Annotated in this window: 16 protein-coding genes; 11 read left to right on the top strand and 5 right to left on the bottom strand. The window is 36.7% G+C overall.

Annotated features, from left to right (window positions below):
- Positions 1-181: 181 nt before the first annotated feature.
- From gutQ to J3U09_RS03930, 3 genes are all read right to left on the bottom strand, one after another.
- A complete protein-coding gene (gene gutQ, locus J3U09_RS03920; RefSeq protein ID WP_267357193.1) occupies positions 182-1,144 on the bottom strand; it encodes an arabinose-5-phosphate isomerase GutQ in 963 nt (320 codons plus the stop codon).
- A 170-nt stretch (positions 1,145-1,314) separates the two neighbouring features.
- On the bottom strand, positions 1,315-1,938 hold the full coding sequence (locus tag J3U09_RS03925; RefSeq protein WP_220225724.1) for a LysE family transporter: 624 nt from the start codon (positions 1,936-1,938) through the stop codon (positions 1,315-1,317).
- Positions 1,935-3,377, bottom strand: coding sequence for an LTA synthase family protein (locus tag J3U09_RS03930; protein WP_267357194.1), 1,443 nt, complete (start codon positions 3,375-3,377; stop codon positions 1,935-1,937). Before J3U09_RS03930 ends, J3U09_RS03925 begins: the two co-directional genes overlap by 4 nt.
- 223 nt (positions 3,378-3,600) lie before the next feature.
- Here J3U09_RS03930 and J3U09_RS03935 point away from each other — a divergent pair, with 223 nt between their 5' ends.
- The 10 genes from J3U09_RS03935 (at position 3,601) to J3U09_RS03980 (ending at position 12,980) form a co-directional block, all read left to right on the top strand.
- The gene (locus tag J3U09_RS03935; protein WP_065563570.1) at positions 3,601-4,227 is read left to right on the top strand and encodes a nitroreductase family protein; all 627 of its coding nucleotides are present in this window, start codon (positions 3,601-3,603) and stop codon (positions 4,225-4,227) included.
- 11 nt (positions 4,228-4,238) lie between these two features.
- Positions 4,239-5,426: an FTR1 family iron permease gene (locus J3U09_RS03940; protein WP_065563569.1), complete on the top strand. Its 1,188-nt coding sequence runs from the start codon at positions 4,239-4,241 to the stop codon at positions 5,424-5,426.
- 132 nt (positions 5,427-5,558) lie between these two features.
- Positions 5,559-6,122 carry an iron transporter gene (locus tag J3U09_RS03945; protein ID WP_065734643.1) on the top strand — a complete coding sequence of 188 codons (564 nt, stop codon included), beginning with the start codon at positions 5,559-5,561 and terminating at the stop codon, positions 6,120-6,122.
- 98 nt (positions 6,123-6,220) lie between these two features.
- The gene (locus J3U09_RS03950; protein ID WP_267357195.1) at positions 6,221-7,441 is read left to right on the top strand and encodes a Fe-S-containing protein; all 1,221 of its coding nucleotides are present in this window, start codon (positions 6,221-6,223) and stop codon (positions 7,439-7,441) included.
- A gap of 22 nt (positions 7,442-7,463) precedes the next feature.
- Positions 7,464-8,732 (top strand): ABC transporter permease, encoded by a 1,269-nt coding sequence (locus J3U09_RS03955; protein ID WP_267330489.1) that lies wholly within the window; start codon positions 7,464-7,466, stop codon positions 8,730-8,732.
- A 13-nt stretch (positions 8,733-8,745) separates the two neighbouring features.
- The gene (locus J3U09_RS03960; RefSeq protein WP_267357196.1) at positions 8,746-9,888 is read left to right on the top strand and encodes an ABC transporter permease; all 1,143 of its coding nucleotides are present in this window, start codon (positions 8,746-8,748) and stop codon (positions 9,886-9,888) included.
- 11 nt (positions 9,889-9,899) lie between these two features.
- Positions 9,900-10,559 carry an ABC transporter ATP-binding protein gene (locus tag J3U09_RS03965; protein WP_065563564.1) on the top strand — a complete coding sequence of 220 codons (660 nt, stop codon included), beginning with the start codon at positions 9,900-9,902 and terminating at the stop codon, positions 10,557-10,559.
- Between the two features lie 20 nt (positions 10,560-10,579).
- Positions 10,580-11,047 (top strand): DUF4418 family protein, encoded by a 468-nt coding sequence (locus J3U09_RS03970; RefSeq protein ID WP_065734639.1) that lies wholly within the window; start codon positions 10,580-10,582, stop codon positions 11,045-11,047.
- Positions 11,048-11,109: 62 nt separating this feature from the next.
- A complete protein-coding gene (locus J3U09_RS03975) occupies positions 11,110-12,315 on the top strand; it encodes an ABC transporter permease (protein ID WP_081299563.1) in 1,206 nt (401 codons plus the stop codon).
- Positions 12,315-12,980, top strand: a complete 666-nt coding sequence (locus tag J3U09_RS03980; protein ID WP_065563561.1) for an ABC transporter ATP-binding protein — start codon at positions 12,315-12,317, stop codon at positions 12,978-12,980. The genes J3U09_RS03975 and J3U09_RS03980 overlap by 1 nt, the downstream gene beginning before the upstream one ends.
- A 24-nt stretch (positions 12,981-13,004) precedes the next feature.
- Here J3U09_RS03980 and J3U09_RS03985 read toward each other — a convergent pair whose 3' ends face one another.
- Positions 13,005-13,586: a Maf family protein gene (locus tag J3U09_RS03985; protein WP_267357197.1), complete on the bottom strand. Its 582-nt coding sequence runs from the start codon at positions 13,584-13,586 to the stop codon at positions 13,005-13,007.
- Positions 13,583-13,993: a GNAT family N-acetyltransferase gene (locus tag J3U09_RS03990; protein WP_065563559.1), complete on the bottom strand. Its 411-nt coding sequence runs from the start codon at positions 13,991-13,993 to the stop codon at positions 13,583-13,585. The genes J3U09_RS03985 and J3U09_RS03990 overlap by 4 nt, the downstream gene beginning before the upstream one ends.
- Before the next feature lie 138 nt (positions 13,994-14,131).
- Here J3U09_RS03990 and J3U09_RS03995 point away from each other — a divergent pair, with 138 nt between their 5' ends.
- Positions 14,132-14,560, top strand: coding sequence for a universal stress protein (locus tag J3U09_RS03995; RefSeq protein WP_065734636.1), 429 nt, complete (start codon positions 14,132-14,134; stop codon positions 14,558-14,560).
- Positions 14,561-14,731: the final 171 nt, after the last annotated feature.

Consider the following 14,731-nt stretch of genomic DNA (forward strand, 5'->3'; position numbering starts at 1 on the left):
TCATCATCTATTAATTTTGGTTAAAATTTACAACACAATATCAATTTATAATGACTTAAATAACTCATCATTTCGGTATTGAATTGTGTAACTTACTTGGATCTCCGTCTAACGACAAAAATTTAGGTCGGTAATTATCTCAATAGATAGCCCCATTTTGCAACAGGTATTTATTAATCGATTAACTAATACCTGCTTGATGCAGATCATGAATATTCAGCGCACCAACCAATTCGCCGTGATTATTTACCACAGGTGCAGCAGTAATATTATGATCATTAAATGATTTTAAAGCTTCGACCGCTTTCCAAGTTTCAGGTATTTGATGTCCTGGACTTGTCATTACATCGACAATATTATCATGTAATGTACCATGTTTTAATAACAAACGGCGTAAATCGCCATCTGTAAAAACGCCAACTATTTTATTATCATCTTGGCATATTGCAACTAACCCCACACCAGTACGACTTAATTCTAACATGGCATCAAGTACTGTTGCTGATTGTGGTACTCTAGGAATTAAATCACCCTTACGCATAATATCTTTTACATGATTTAATAGTTTAGCGCCTAAACTGCCAGCTGGATGTGAACGAGCAAAATCTTCTTCCTTAAATCCACGAGCTCGCATAACGGCAATTGCCAGCGCATCGCCCATCATTAACGTATTAGTTGAGCTTGAGGTTGGAGCTAATCCCATTGGACACGCTTCCTTTTCGATTGAAATATCCAGCACTGCTTGCGCAGCTAATGCTAATGGGGAATCAAGCCCACCTGTTATGGCAATAACTGGAATATTCATTGCTGCAAGAATGGGTAAAATAAATTGAAATTCCTTAGCTCGTCCTGAATAAGAAATCAAAATCACGACATCATTCTCGGTCACCATTCCTAAATCACCGTGTAATGCTTCAGATGGATGCATAAAAAATGCTGGGCTACCAGTACTGGCTAATGATGCTGCGATCTTTTTACCAATATGACCAGATTTACCAATGCCTGACACTACAACTTTGCCTTTTGTTGACAAAATTAACTGGCAGGCCTTAACAAAACTCTCACCAAGCCGAGCTGGCAGCTTCTGTGCCTCATGAAGCTCAAGTTCAAGTAATTCTCGACCATATTGTAATAATTTGTCCATTTTTAGCCACTCATCAAATTAAAACTAAAAAATATATATTGATTAAATTATTAATAGTCTAGCAATTAACTATTCAATATTCAAAAGCCTTTTAGAATAAAAAGATAAGAAATAATTGAGGAGCGCACTTTTTGGAATAAAAAATGTTGAGGAACGGGGTTTTTAAAGCTTTAGAATCCTAATCCAACTTTAACTCCAAGCACGATTAATATCACGCCTAACAACTTATCAATAATCACCTGTAACTTAAAATAACGACGTTGGACAATTTGGGTTTGGAAGACGAATACTACCATCGGCCACCAAATTGCAGCTTCAAGCCAGATTATAAAAGCAACTACCAGTTTATCTACCATCGTTGAGCTGGCATTAAGTAGTTGAGTAAAGATAGCTAGAAAAAACAGCGTGGCTTTTGGATTAAGTAAATTACATAATAGCCCTTGCATAAACGCAGATTTGGCTGTGACATCCAGTTCCTGCGTTTGTTTGGAAACATAGGCGGTGCCACTGCTTTTGGCTAGTAACGCTTTAACGCCAATCCATAACAAATAAGCGGCACCGGCATAACGTAATGCATTATAGAGCCAAGGGGTGGCGGTGATTAATACAGCAATGCCTGCCACACAGTAACTCATATGAATGGCGATAGCACTAATTACTCCTAAGCAGGTCATTAATGCTATTTTTCGGTTATAGCTTAAACTATTTTTTAAGACCAGAAAAAAATCTGGCCCGGGTGATATCATGCCTAAACAACTAATGGTTATGACCAAAATTAAGGTATCGACTGTCATTTTTGCTCTTGTGCTGCATTGTTTAACGTGGCGATGTTTGATTTATGTTGTTCGATAAATTGCTTTTTATCGAAATTTTCACCAATTAAGTAATCAGTTAAGAATTTTGCATTCGTTTTAATTTGTGCACCATTCAAAATCATTCTTGGTAAGTCGATTTGGTAAATGGTTTGGTTGGATGATTTTTGTAAATCATCACTATTCGCATTGGTTAATAAGTACAATTTGCGTTCTTTTTCCGACAATTTTTTAACGGTTTCGGTACCCGCACCCATCATTAAATGGTCAGGGAAGATATAAAATACGGTATTGTCTAGTAAACCTTGCTCTTTTAGGTGGTTAATAAATTGCCCTAAATTGTAATCGAGAGATGCGGCTACAAAAGACATGTTGTCATGCTTTGGACTAATAGCAGAGGTCATGCGTTCATCGTTAAAGCCATTTGGTGCATGGGTTGAGACGGTCGAAACAAATAGCGCAAATGGTTTGTCATTATTTTTCATCTCTTGTATTTGCTGTTCGGCGATGTCTAATATATCTTTATCATATAACCCAAATGGCGCATTTGGGTATTTGCCTGGATAGTTTTTTTCAGATACCACTTGCATTCCAACTACTTCTGCTGTGTGGCCAATGCTCGCAAATTCAGGACCAGCCATAACGTAACGAGTTTGGTAGCCTGCTTGTTTTAACACATCGCCTAATGTGACTAATTTAGTCGAGTTAGCGTTTTTTAAAGGTGATGTTGAATGTTCACCAATTAAAAATGGTACACCGGTCATATAAGTGTACATTGAGGCGGTTGTCCAGGTACTACCTGCACTCATTGGCATATTTGGATAAAAGGTATATTGTTGCTTTAGCTGTCTTAAATTAGGCGTAATATCAGCAAAATCTAAAAATCCTTGCTCGAAAGATTCTAACGATAACACAATAATATTTTTGCCTTTTTGACTGTTTAACTGTGATTTTGCAACATAATCATTCATATTGAGCGTTTGTAATGCTTGCTCGAAGGTTGCTTTTGGCGCACAGGTGACTTGATAGATTTCATAGAGGCGACTAATTGGACCATTATGATAACTAATTGAAGCAATTGCGATGACAGCAAACGATAAGCGCCATAACAATCGGCATTTATTGCGAAATAAGTTGGCTAATTTACTAATTATAAAAACTAATCCTAAAAAGACTACAATCACTAATACAGCCTGTAACTTGAAGATAAATAATCCTTCAATAATGTCATTCACATTTAAATTCACGTAAAACTGATAATCAATAAATCCACCACTAAAATAGATAGAGGTGAGTTCCATAACAATGATGACGGTCATTAAGACAATAGTGAGCAGTTGCCATTTTTTTTGTTTAAAAAAAGAAGCTAAGGTAATAGTTAAGATAAAAAGTGGTAATACGATTAAAGTCGAAAACGGCATAGTTAATGATACTCAGATTTTCTTAAAACGGGAATATTGCATCAGTATATACGTTTTAATCAGAAAAATAAAAATCGTAGATTGCAAGGTAATATTAATGCGTTGATTTTATTATATGTAACAAGCTTAATGATAATTATTATTGTTTATTGTTGATAATTGAAAGCATTAGCAATAAGATAGCAACAATTATTTTATTTCCTAAAGCTGAAAGGTTTATGCTATGTTGTTACGTAGATTTGCCATTGTTTTGCTATTATCTTGTTTTTCCTATAGCTATGCTGATGTCACTTTACCGGCCCCACAAAAGAAAGAGGGTATGGGATTATTTGATAGTCTTAAAAAGCGTGCTTCAACGCCGGGTGGAGGATTTCCAACAGGTATGGTGTCTGACGATGAGCTTTCAAGTGTACTTTGGGCAGCCAGTGGCTTAAATCGAGGTAAAAACGGTTGGACAGTACCAATGGCAAGTGGTAAACCACCTTATGTTCGCCTGTATGTTGCAAGTGAAAAGGGAACCTTTATATACGAGTGGGAAGGGCACTATCTTCGTGAGATCAATAATCAAGATATTCGTGGCGACATCGGTAAACAAAGTTTTACTAAACGTGCACCTTATATTTTTATTTTTGTGTCTGATGGTGACAATCTTAAAGATTATGATACCCAACAAGCCAATGATTTTAGTCAAATTGCTGTTGGCGCAATGAGCCAAAATGTTTATTTGTCGGCGACAGCATTAAAACTCAGCACACGTTATATCCATTCAATCAATCCTGAATTTATTAGTCAATCATTACAATTGCCAGAAAACAGCAAACCAATAGGGATTATGTTGTTAGGAAAATAAAGGAGTAGGAAGTGAAAAGGTATTTAACTTTAGTTGTTCTACTAATTGCAAGTTTAGCTGTTTTTAGTTCCCCTTCTTATGCAGCCGAAAAGAAATATGAAAGCTGGAATGCAATTATTGATGAGATGGATATCATTTTGAATGATGCCTACAACATCTATTTTATGAAAGACGTCGAAGGTGCTAAAGCCCGTGTTAACAATGCTTACTTTGGATTTTACGAAAAGCATGGCGTTGAGCGCGCAGTGATGTCTTATATTTCAGGTAAGCGCGGTACTGACACTGAATACCAGTTTGCAAAAATTAAACGATTAATGACACAAAATGCGCCGAATAAAACGGTGCGAGCAGAAATTGACGTTATTTTAAAAATGCTCCATGAAGATGCCAACGAGTTAGATGGTAAAAAAGAGAGTGGTTGGAGTGTCTTTTTGGCGTCGTTTATCATCATTTTCCGAGAAGGGTTAGAAGCGATATTGGTTATCGCGGCTATCTCTGCCTATCTTGTTCGCTCAAATAATAAACCGATGCTTAAAGTCGTTTATCTTAGTAGTTTGTTTGCGGTGTTCGCTAGTATTTTAGCGGCGATAGCGTTACATACAATTGTAGGATTAAGCGGTGCCAACCAAGAAATTATGGAAGGTTGCGCCATGTTATTGGCAACGGTAATGCTGTTCTTTATTAGTAATTGGATGCTGTCTAAGTCAGAATCCATAGCATGGAAAAACTATGTGGAAGGTAAGGTCCAAAATGCGGTTTCTACAGGCAGTAGTTTTGCTTTAGGATTTGCTGCCTTTTTAGCAGTATTTCGTGAAGGCGCAGAAACTATCATCTTCTATCAAGCCATGTTAGCAGATGCTAATGAGCATATGGATATGGTGTGGTATGGTTTGGGCGTGGGAATGATTGTATTAGCGTTTGTGTTTGTTATTATTCGCTTTGGTACGGTTAAATTGCCACTTAAACCGTTCTTTATTTGTACCAGTGCCTTAATGTATCTGATGGCGATTGCGTTTGCTGGTGGTGGTGTAAAAGAGTTGCAAGAAGCTGATATTATTCAGGTTACACCGGTCGATTTTGTTCATTCGGTTGAGATATTGGGTATCTATCCAACAGTTGAAACATTACTACCACAGTTGTTCATGGTAGTGGCAGTGATAGGGTCGATTATCTATTCCACAAAATATAAAAAGAAATAATTAATATAAAACATTAAAAACGATTAATGATTAGTGATAAATCGTAAATACATTGGTAGTAAATTGTTATTGACTAGTCATGATTTTATTGATTAGTGATTAAAAGTGAAAAACAAAATTAAGGAGTTTTCAATGAAAAAACTATTAGTCTCTGCTGGTATTTCATCAATACTTGCACTTTCTTCAATGGCTTATGCTGCTGCACCTGCACCAGGTGAAGAAAAAGGCTTCGAAGAGTTTCCAATTGGTGATGAAGTAACTGTTGGTCCTTTACATATTGGTGCAGTTTATTTCCAACCTGTTGATATGGAACCTGCTGGTATGGGTGGTTTACCTGCTTCAAAATCTGATATGCATATTGAAGCTGATATTTCAGCGGCTGAAGGTAATAACTTAGGTTTTGGTACTGGTGATTTCGTGCCTTACTTAACTGTAAAATATAAAATCCAAAAAGAAGGAAGTGATAAAGCTATCGAAGGTACTTTTATGCCTATGAATGCTTCAGATGGTCCTCACTATGGTAACAATATTAAGTTAGATGGTGCAGGTAAATACAAAGTAACATTTACTATCGAAAACCCTGAAAAACAAGGTTATTTATTACATGTTGATAAAGAAACTGGTGTTGAAGGTCGTTTCTGGACTAAACCAATTGAAGTTTCTTGGGACTTTAACTATATCCCTCATGCATGGTAATAATTATTTTTAATTGAATTAAATTAATAAATAATTAGTTGTAATATTGGCGAGTATAACAGCTCGCCAATAGACGTTGTAATTTTTAGGCAATTATTATGCTCCAATATCTTATCAAAATTACCGATAATACTTTTATACCAGTGATCATGTTTGCATTACTTAGTGCGACAGTTATTCAATTAAGTAAAAAACATCTTATCATCGGTTTTGTATTGGGCATGATAGCCGCGTTTATTTATGCAATATTAAAACGAAATACGGGTATTGCAGTTCGTGAATTTTATGATCTTGGTACCAATGTTGCTTGGTGCATCATTGTTGTTCCATTGCTTATTAGTTTATTTTTTAGAAAATCTCAAGCTCTCAATATTTTATTAATAGTGATTGCTACCGGAATTATCACCTCACAAAGCCTACCGAATATTTTGCTTTACCCATTTGAATTTGATGTTGGCATGGACTCAATTTTCAATAATGATTATCTGTTTAAATGGGTGGGTTACGGTTTTTCTTTATTCGTTTGTATTTTAATTGGATTGTTTGTTTATCGGCTTTGTACAAGGTTTTCAACTCGATTTGTAATTGCCATTACATCGCTAGCCATTATTTTCTTTACTGCACAAAATGCAATTAACTTACTTCGAATCCTAATTGTGAGACGGTTTATCTTGCCACAAAAGTGGATGATGGATTTAGTGACTTCCGTTTTAGATCATGTCAATTTGTTTACCTTTATCTTTATTGTATTGGTGCTAGTACTAAGTATTTTGTTATACATTAAATCCAAAACTACCTCCTTAGTCGGCAGTAATCCTGCCCAAGTGCGTAAATTGAAAGCAAGTTTACGCCGGGATCGTCGGACCTCATTATTATTAATGGCGGGCATTGCTATCACCGCTTACACCGTTACTCGTGCGCGCTATATTTTTGAAAAAGGGGTGGAATTAACCCCGGCTGAGCCAGTAACACCTAATGCCGATGGTTTGATTGTAATCCCATTAGATAAAGTCAATGATGGCAATCTGCATCGTTATGGTTACAAAGCAACGGATGGAACATTAATCAGATTTATTGTAATAAAGAAAAGTGAAAATGCTTATGGTGTTGGCTTTGATGCTTGTGACATCTGTGGTGCAAGTGGTTACTATCAGCGCGGTAATCAAGTTGTCTGCATTTTGTGTGATGTGGTGATGAACATTGCCACGATTGGTTTTTCTGGTGGCTGTAATCCTGTCCCGCTCAAATACGAAATTTTAGATGGCAATATGATTATTCGACCTACTCATCTTGAAGCAGAAAAGAGTCGCTTTAAGTAGACGGTATAAAAAGGAAGAAAATATGTTTCGTAGAATGTTACTTAGCGTGTTAGTTCGTCAAAAAAAGAAGCTATTTTTAATTGCTTTAACCGTTGCTTTAGGTGTTTCACTTGCGACTGCCATGTTAAATGTGATGTTTGACGTTGGTGATAAAGTTAACCAAGAATTAAAAGCCTATGGCGCTAACTTAAGCATTGTGCCAAAAGGTGCGTCGATGGTTAATGAGTTATATCAGCTCGATGACAAACAAAACGCATATATTAAGCAAGATGATTTAGTCAAAATTAAAATGATTTTCTGGGCGTATAACATTGTTGATTTTGCCCCTTATTTAACCACCCAAGTTACGGTTAATGATAAACCGGTTACACTAGTTGGAACATGGTTTAATAAACATCTGACTATTCCAACTGGTGACAAAGTTGATACTGGAATATTAGCCATGAAGTCATGGTGGTCGATTGAAGGCAACACCATGAAGGATGATAATTTGCAAGGCGTAATGGTGGGAGAAACTATTGCCAAGCAATTGAATCTTAAATTAGGTGATAATATTGAGATAACTTCAGCTACTAAAAAAACTACCCTAACTGTGAATAACATCTTTCATAGTGGTGGTGTTGAAGACAATGATCTTTATGTATCACTGCCAGTTGCTCAGTATATGGCGAACAAAGAAGGGTTGGTAGAACGGGTTGAAGTAAGTGCTCTCACCACTCCTGAAAACGATTTAGCCCGTAAAGCAGCACAAGATCCCAACAGCTTAACGCGAGCTGAGTGGGATAAATGGTATTGTACTGCTTACATCAGTTCGATCGCCTATCAATTAGAAGAATTAATGCCAGATATTCGAGTAAAAGCGATAATGCAAGTAGCTGAATCGGAAGGCTCTATTTTACAAAAAACACAATTATTAATGTTATTGCTGACAATTTTATCGTTAATCTGTTCGGCACTGGCGATATCTAACTTAGTTACTGCTAACGTGATTGAACGTAGCACTGAAATTGGCTTATTAAAAGCACTAGGCGCAACTAATACCTCGGTATCCATGTTGATTCTTAGCGAAATACTGATTATTGCATTATTCGGCGGTATGGCTGGTTATTTTATTGGTCTTGGCTTTGCGCAAATTATTGGCCAGACGGTGTTTGGTTCGTTTGTTGAGCCTAAAATGATTATTGTTCCATTGGTATTAATTATGGTAAGCCTGATTACATTGTTAGGTAGCTTGCCAGCATTACGTATTATGATGTTCTTACGCCCAACCGATGTATTGCATGGACGATAAGCGAGGCTAAATGATGATGAATAGAAACCAACGTTTTATTTTAAAAACGATATTTAGCTCGCTAATTCGCCGTCGTTCTAGGATTATTATTGCTCTACTCGGCGTAGCAATTGGAGCGACAGTATTACTTGGTATGGTGACGCTTTGTTATGATATTCCAAGACAAATGGGACAAGAGTTCCGCTCTTATGGCGCAAATTTATTAATGATGCCAGCCAATAATCAACCTACCATATCAATGACTGAGGTGAAAAAAGCGGTTGATTTACTACCGAGAGATAAAGTACTAGGTGTCACACCTTTTCGTTATAACTCTATCCGCAGTAATCAACAACCCTATACCATCGTTGGCACACAATTTGATCAGGTCACCAAAACCAGTCCTTATTGGAAGATAGAAGGTGAATTACCTCAAAAAGCCAATGAAATTATGATCGGTACTGATATAGCCCAGTTTGCTAAACTTAGCATTGGTAGCACCATGCCGATTTCAGGAAAATCTAAAGAAAACTCTCGCTTTGATGAAGATTTAACTATTACTGGTATCGTGAAAACAGGCCGTGTTGAGGATAATTTTATCTTTATCGATCTTAGCGTTCTTGAAACGCTACTTGAAGAAAGCAATCAAGCTGAAGTAGTCGAAATTAGTATTACAGCAACCCAAGATGAGTTACAGCACTATATTCAAACCATCAAAGAACACTCCACCACAATCGAACCGCATCTTATAAAATGGGTAACGCAATCAGAAGCATCTGTGCTCGGTAAGCTATCATCTTTACTCTACCTAGTAACTTTAGTGGTGTTAATTTTGACCATGATCTGTGTGGCCACTACCATGATGACTGTAGTAATGGAGCGTCGCAAAGAGATAGGACTGAAAAAAGCCATCGGTGCAACCAATAGGAGTATTGCCAAAGAGTTTTTAGTAGAAGGGCTAATTTTAGGTATTATTGGTGGGGTGATTGGGGTTATTTGTGGTTTAATTTTTGCTCAAGTAATCAGCGCCAATGTATTTGGGCGCTCAATTGTCATTGAATTTTATTTGATACCAACAACGATTGTCATTTCGGCTGTGGTAACCATCATTGCGTGTTTGATTCCGGTAAAACGTGCACTTGAAGTTGAACCAGCATTAGTTTTACGTGGCGAATAGGATAGTAAAGTATGAATATGCTAGAAGTTAATAATGTTTCAAAGATCTATGGCTCTTTACATGCCTTGTCAGAAGTTAACTTAACCGTTGAAGAAGGTAAATGGCTATCCATTATGGGACCTTCAGGCAGTGGTAAAACCACGTTAATGAATATTATTGGTTGTATGGATAAACCGTCGCTGGGTTCAGTAATTCTTGATGGACAAGATATTACCCAACTTTCATTACCCCAACTAACGGAAATTCGGCGTGATAAAATCGGCTTAATCTTTCAACAATTTCACCTCGTATCTTATTTAACCGCATTAGAAAACGTGATGGTGGCACAATATTATCATAGCATGGTAGATGAAAAAGAAGCCTTACAAGCATTAGAGCGTGTGGGGCTTGCAGCGCGCGCCAAACATTTACCGCGTCAATTATCGGGGGGTGAACAACAACGCGTTTGTATTGCTAGGGCATTAATCAATTACCCAAAACTGATTTTAGCTGACGAGCCAACCGGTAATTTAGATGAAAGCAATGAAGCAATGGTCATGAACTTACTACATCAACTTCACGAAGAAGGAAGCACAATCATCGTTGTTACGCATTCACCAGAAGTATCAAAACATGCGCAAACAACGGTAGTTCTTGAACATGGTAAAGTAGCAAGTATTATCAATAATTAATGATTATAAGGTCTATATTTATGAAAAATCGCATTGTTTCATCTGTACTATTTATCTTAATCGGAGCGTTACTTATTCTATTCCCGCTTTATATTTTACCCGTCTGCCCACTGCCGGATGTGCAATCTATGCCAGCCGATGCTATGCATTCTGCACCGATGGATGGCCACATGCACAATGCTGGTGGCAAAATCATGAAATGTTTTTGGACATCAAGGGCGGAAATTGGTATTGGTAGTTTAGTGATAGCTATTGGTGCCTTGGTATTACTTAGCCGCTCGTTATTTGTACGTATGGGGTTAAGTATGGCTATAGCTTGCACTGCGGTCTTAGCAGCTGCGATTCCAACTATTTTAATTGGTGTATGCGGTAATGAGATGATGCGTTGCAATATGGGGGCTAAACCAGCATTGATATTATTGTCAGTAGTATTAGCGATTGTTGCTATTATCAATGTGATATATTTAAATAAACAAGCTAATCGCTAGTAACTATTAGCAACTATTAAAAGCATTAGTCAGCCTTAACACCAATTATAGAGAAATCCAACATGCAAGAAATAACTATAGCGAATTTAGCATGGCGAAATATCCAACGACGACCTTTTCGAAGTTGTTGCTTGATTATCATCATTATGCTTTTTTCCGCTACGCTATTTGGCGGTAGTGTATTGATGAAAAACCTAAGCTTAGGAATTTCAGGCATGGCTAATCGGTTAGGTGCGGACATTCTTATTGTGCCTTATGGTTATGAAAAAAATCTTGAAGTCGCCTTATTAAGAGGCGAACCAAGTAGCTTTTATCTAAAAGCTGACTTAATTGATAAAATCAAAGATATCAAAGGAATCGAAGCGGTCTCACCACAACTATTCATTGCTTCGTTAAGTGCTGGTTGTTGTACTTCTAAAGTTCAATTAATTGGTTTTGATCAGCAAAGTGATTTTGTAATCAAACCTTGGCTACAAACTCAGTTAGAGCAACCATTGCAAGACAATCAGGTCGTGGTAGGCAGCAAAATTACCTCAAATGTAGGTGATGAAATTAAATTTTTCAATCATCCCTTTAAAATTGCCGCTAAAATGGATAGCACAGGAATGGGCTTTGACACCTCAGTTTTTATGACCATTCCTGCTGCTCATTCGCTTATGAAAGAAGCCAATTTAATTGAAGGCGATACTGACCACTTTGCTAACTATGTGTCATCGATTTTTGTTAAAGTCGACCCTGACTATCAGTCTAAAGATATTGTTAATCAAATCATGCCCAAATATGCTATCGATTACAATATTGATTTTGTGATGACCAAAGGTATGTTAAGTAATATATCTAAATGGTTAAATGGCTTCTCAACTATTGTCTATAGCTTATCGGCAATATTTTGGGTGTTAGCGATTATTGTGATCTTTGTAATATTTTCCTCATCTCTTAATGAACGAAAACGCGAAATCAGCTTATTACGTATTCTAGGTGCATCGCGCAGTGATCTGGTTAAAATGTTACTGCGAGAATCCCTTATCATTAGTGCTTTAGGTGGCCTTGCTGGTATAGTGGTTGCTGGCGTATTAATTTATGCCTTCAGCTTATTGATATGCCAAACGATAGGTTTGCCATGTATGAATATTTCAATTACAGATGGATTAATTTATGCATTCATCGTATTTTTGCTGACATTAATTATTGGTCCGCTGTCTAGTATATATTCAGCATTATCATTAACTAAGTTTGATACTTATCAAACATTAAGAGAGGGTGAATAATGTTATTGGATATCAAAAACCTTCGCAAAGATTACAAGCGCGGATCACAACACTTTTCAGCGGTGAATAATGTTAGTTTTTCAATGGCACAAAGTGACTTTATCAGCATTATGGGTAAATCAGGTAGTGGTAAAACGACGCTGCTTAATATGATTGCTGGGTTGTTAACGCCTACTCAAGGTAAAATCACGATTAACGGCACCAATTTATTCGATCTTGATGACAAACAAGTATCAGCATTTCGTAATCAAAATATTGGTTACATTCCACAAGGCAGCAGTTTATTACCTAATTTAACTGCTCTGGAAAATATTCGCTTACCGTTTTCTTTAACGAAACGTGAAAACCAATCGAGCTTAAATTCTGCAATGGAATTGCTAGAAAAAGCCCAAATTAGCTATTTAAAAGATGCTTATCCAGCCAACATGTCAGGTGGTGAAATGCGTCGAATAGCTATTTTACGTGCACTAATTTGCCAGCCACAAATAGTCATTGCCGACGAACCCACCAGCGATCTTGACGATGAAAGTTCAACACAAATTATGGCATTATTAGCCGATATTCATCAACAAGGCACAGGACTATTGATTGTTACTCATGATAATGATGTAGCAAGTTACAGCCAAAAAACATTAAAAATGTCAGCGGGGCGGTTAATCGATTAAATTCGGCTCTGTCATTATCAGCAATTATAAAAACAGCGGATTACAGCCCATATCAATCATAATTTTATTTAACTTTATTAGCGGTAATCCGACTAAAGAATTTATATCATCGCCTTCAAGCTTATCGAAAAGAGTAATCCCTAACTCATCACATTTAAAACTGCCAGCACATTGTAGTGGCATCTCTTTAGCGATATAAGCATCGATTTCTGCATCAGTTAACTGACGAAAGGTGACTTTAAACGGTTCACAAATCGTTTGCGATTGGCCTGTGTGAGTATTAATGACCGTCATTCCAGTATAAAAGTAAAACGCTTTACCACTGCTATTTTTTAATTGTTGCTTAGCGTTTTCAATAGTGAGGGGTTTACATACAATCTTTCCATCTAAAACACCTACTTGGTCGGAACCAATAATTAAACTATCAGGATTGCTTGCCACCAATGACTGCGCTTTAGCATTAGCCAATCGTACCACCAGCTGCTGTGCACTTTCATTTGGTAGAGGTGTTTCATCACAAATCGGTGGCACACAATCGAAAGGAATAGCTAATTTTTCAAGTACTTTTTTACGTGAAAGTGATGTTGATGCTAGGATAATTTTCATTTTAACTGTTCTTGTAAAATCCATGCGGAAGGATGAGCATTAAAACCAATATGACCATAATAATCGACTGCTTGAGGTGCTGCAAGCAAAGTAATTGCACATTGATTATCGGTATGAATTTGAATCTCTTTTATCAACTGTTTACCAATACCTGATTTTTGATAAGCTTCATCAACGGCTAAATCAGCTAAATAAGTTATGTAGACAAAGTCAGTTAAACAGCGGGCAATACCGACAAGTTTCTGATCATGCCATGCGGTAATGACTAAATTAGCATTATCTAACATTGCTTGAAAACGAGGTTTATCACTTATTGGTCGACGTTCCGCCAATGAGCAGCGAGAATATAATAATGTCGCTTGTTCTATACTGGGTTTGATGTCATGGCGATAAATAATATTATCCATAGTTGATCTCCATCATGATTTTGCAAAAAAGTTATTTCAATATTTTAAATTAGCGTTAGGATAACAATATTAGATTTAATTTAAAATTAACACCATCTTAAATTAATTAAGAAAGATAAGTTAAAATGAGGAGGCGGTATGTACAAAAAAATATTAGTTCCGATTGATGTCCTTGAAGATGAACTCACTCAAAAAGTGATCCCACATGTTGAGTGTTTAGCGAAGTTATCCAATGCGCAAGTTATCTTTTTTCATACCTTACCGGTTGCATCGGCTATTGTAAATGCTTACTCATTTGGTTTTGATGAGTTTAAAGATCAAGCTACAGTACAAACAGAGCAATGGCTACATCGCTTGATTGACTCAATTAATTTACCAAAAGAAAATTTATCTTTTTCAATCGCGTTTGGTAATCCACGAGATGAGATCTTACATCTAGCGGAAGAGATTGAGCCCGATCTAATTATCATAGGGTCAAGACGCCCAAATATCTCAACACATCTACTTGGATCAAATGCTTCTGGTGTAGTGAGAGGTGCACAAACATCAGTGCTAGTAGTACGTTAATTTTTATTTTTCTGATGTCCTCCAAAAGGACATCAGTTTTTGCTCAAAATCTTCAACCTTTTTTGATTTTAAAAAAGATTTTAAGCTCCAATATATTTACAAAAAGTAAGTGCAGGAAACGATAATAAAGAATTTATTTACTCCAAATAAGATTGTTGTGCAAAAGGTTGT

The organism is Gilliamella sp. B2889, from assembly GCF_026536885.1.
In the GTDB taxonomy this organism is placed as follows: domain Bacteria; phylum Pseudomonadota; class Gammaproteobacteria; order Enterobacterales; family Orbaceae; genus Gilliamella; species Gilliamella apicola_E.

Bases quoted from the DNA above. Each gene is read 5' to 3' on its own strand.
- gutQ (WP_267357193.1), bottom strand. From the start codon at position 1,144: ATGGACAAATTATTACAATATGGTCGAGAATTACTTGAACTTGAGCTT.
- J3U09_RS03925 (WP_220225724.1), bottom strand. From the start codon at position 1,938: ATGACAGTCGATACCTTAATTTTGGTCATAACCATTAGTTGTTTAGGC.
- J3U09_RS03930 (WP_267357194.1), bottom strand. From the start codon at position 3,377: ATGCCGTTTTCGACTTTAATCGTATTACCACTTTTTATCTTAACTATT.
- J3U09_RS03935 (WP_065563570.1), top strand. From the start codon at position 3,601: ATGTTGTTACGTAGATTTGCCATTGTTTTGCTATTATCTTGTTTTTCC.
- J3U09_RS03945 (WP_065734643.1), top strand. From the start codon at position 5,559: ATGAAAAAACTATTAGTCTCTGCTGGTATTTCATCAATACTTGCACTT.
- J3U09_RS03950 (WP_267357195.1), top strand. From the start codon at position 6,221: ATGCTCCAATATCTTATCAAAATTACCGATAATACTTTTATACCAGTG.
- J3U09_RS03955 (WP_267330489.1), top strand. From the start codon at position 7,464: ATGTTTCGTAGAATGTTACTTAGCGTGTTAGTTCGTCAAAAAAAGAAG.
- J3U09_RS03960 (WP_267357196.1), top strand. From the start codon at position 8,746: ATGATGAATAGAAACCAACGTTTTATTTTAAAAACGATATTTAGCTCG.
- J3U09_RS03965 (WP_065563564.1), top strand. From the start codon at position 9,900: ATGAATATGCTAGAAGTTAATAATGTTTCAAAGATCTATGGCTCTTTA.
- J3U09_RS03970 (WP_065734639.1), top strand. From the start codon at position 10,580: ATGAAAAATCGCATTGTTTCATCTGTACTATTTATCTTAATCGGAGCG.
- J3U09_RS03975 (WP_081299563.1), top strand. From the start codon at position 11,110: ATGCAAGAAATAACTATAGCGAATTTAGCATGGCGAAATATCCAACGA.
- J3U09_RS03980 (WP_065563561.1), top strand. From the start codon at position 12,315: ATGTTATTGGATATCAAAAACCTTCGCAAAGATTACAAGCGCGGATCA.
- J3U09_RS03985 (WP_267357197.1), bottom strand. From the start codon at position 13,586: ATGAAAATTATCCTAGCATCAACATCACTTTCACGTAAAAAAGTACTT.
- J3U09_RS03990 (WP_065563559.1), bottom strand. From the start codon at position 13,993: ATGGATAATATTATTTATCGCCATGACATCAAACCCAGTATAGAACAA.
- J3U09_RS03995 (WP_065734636.1), top strand. From the start codon at position 14,132: ATGTACAAAAAAATATTAGTTCCGATTGATGTCCTTGAAGATGAACTC.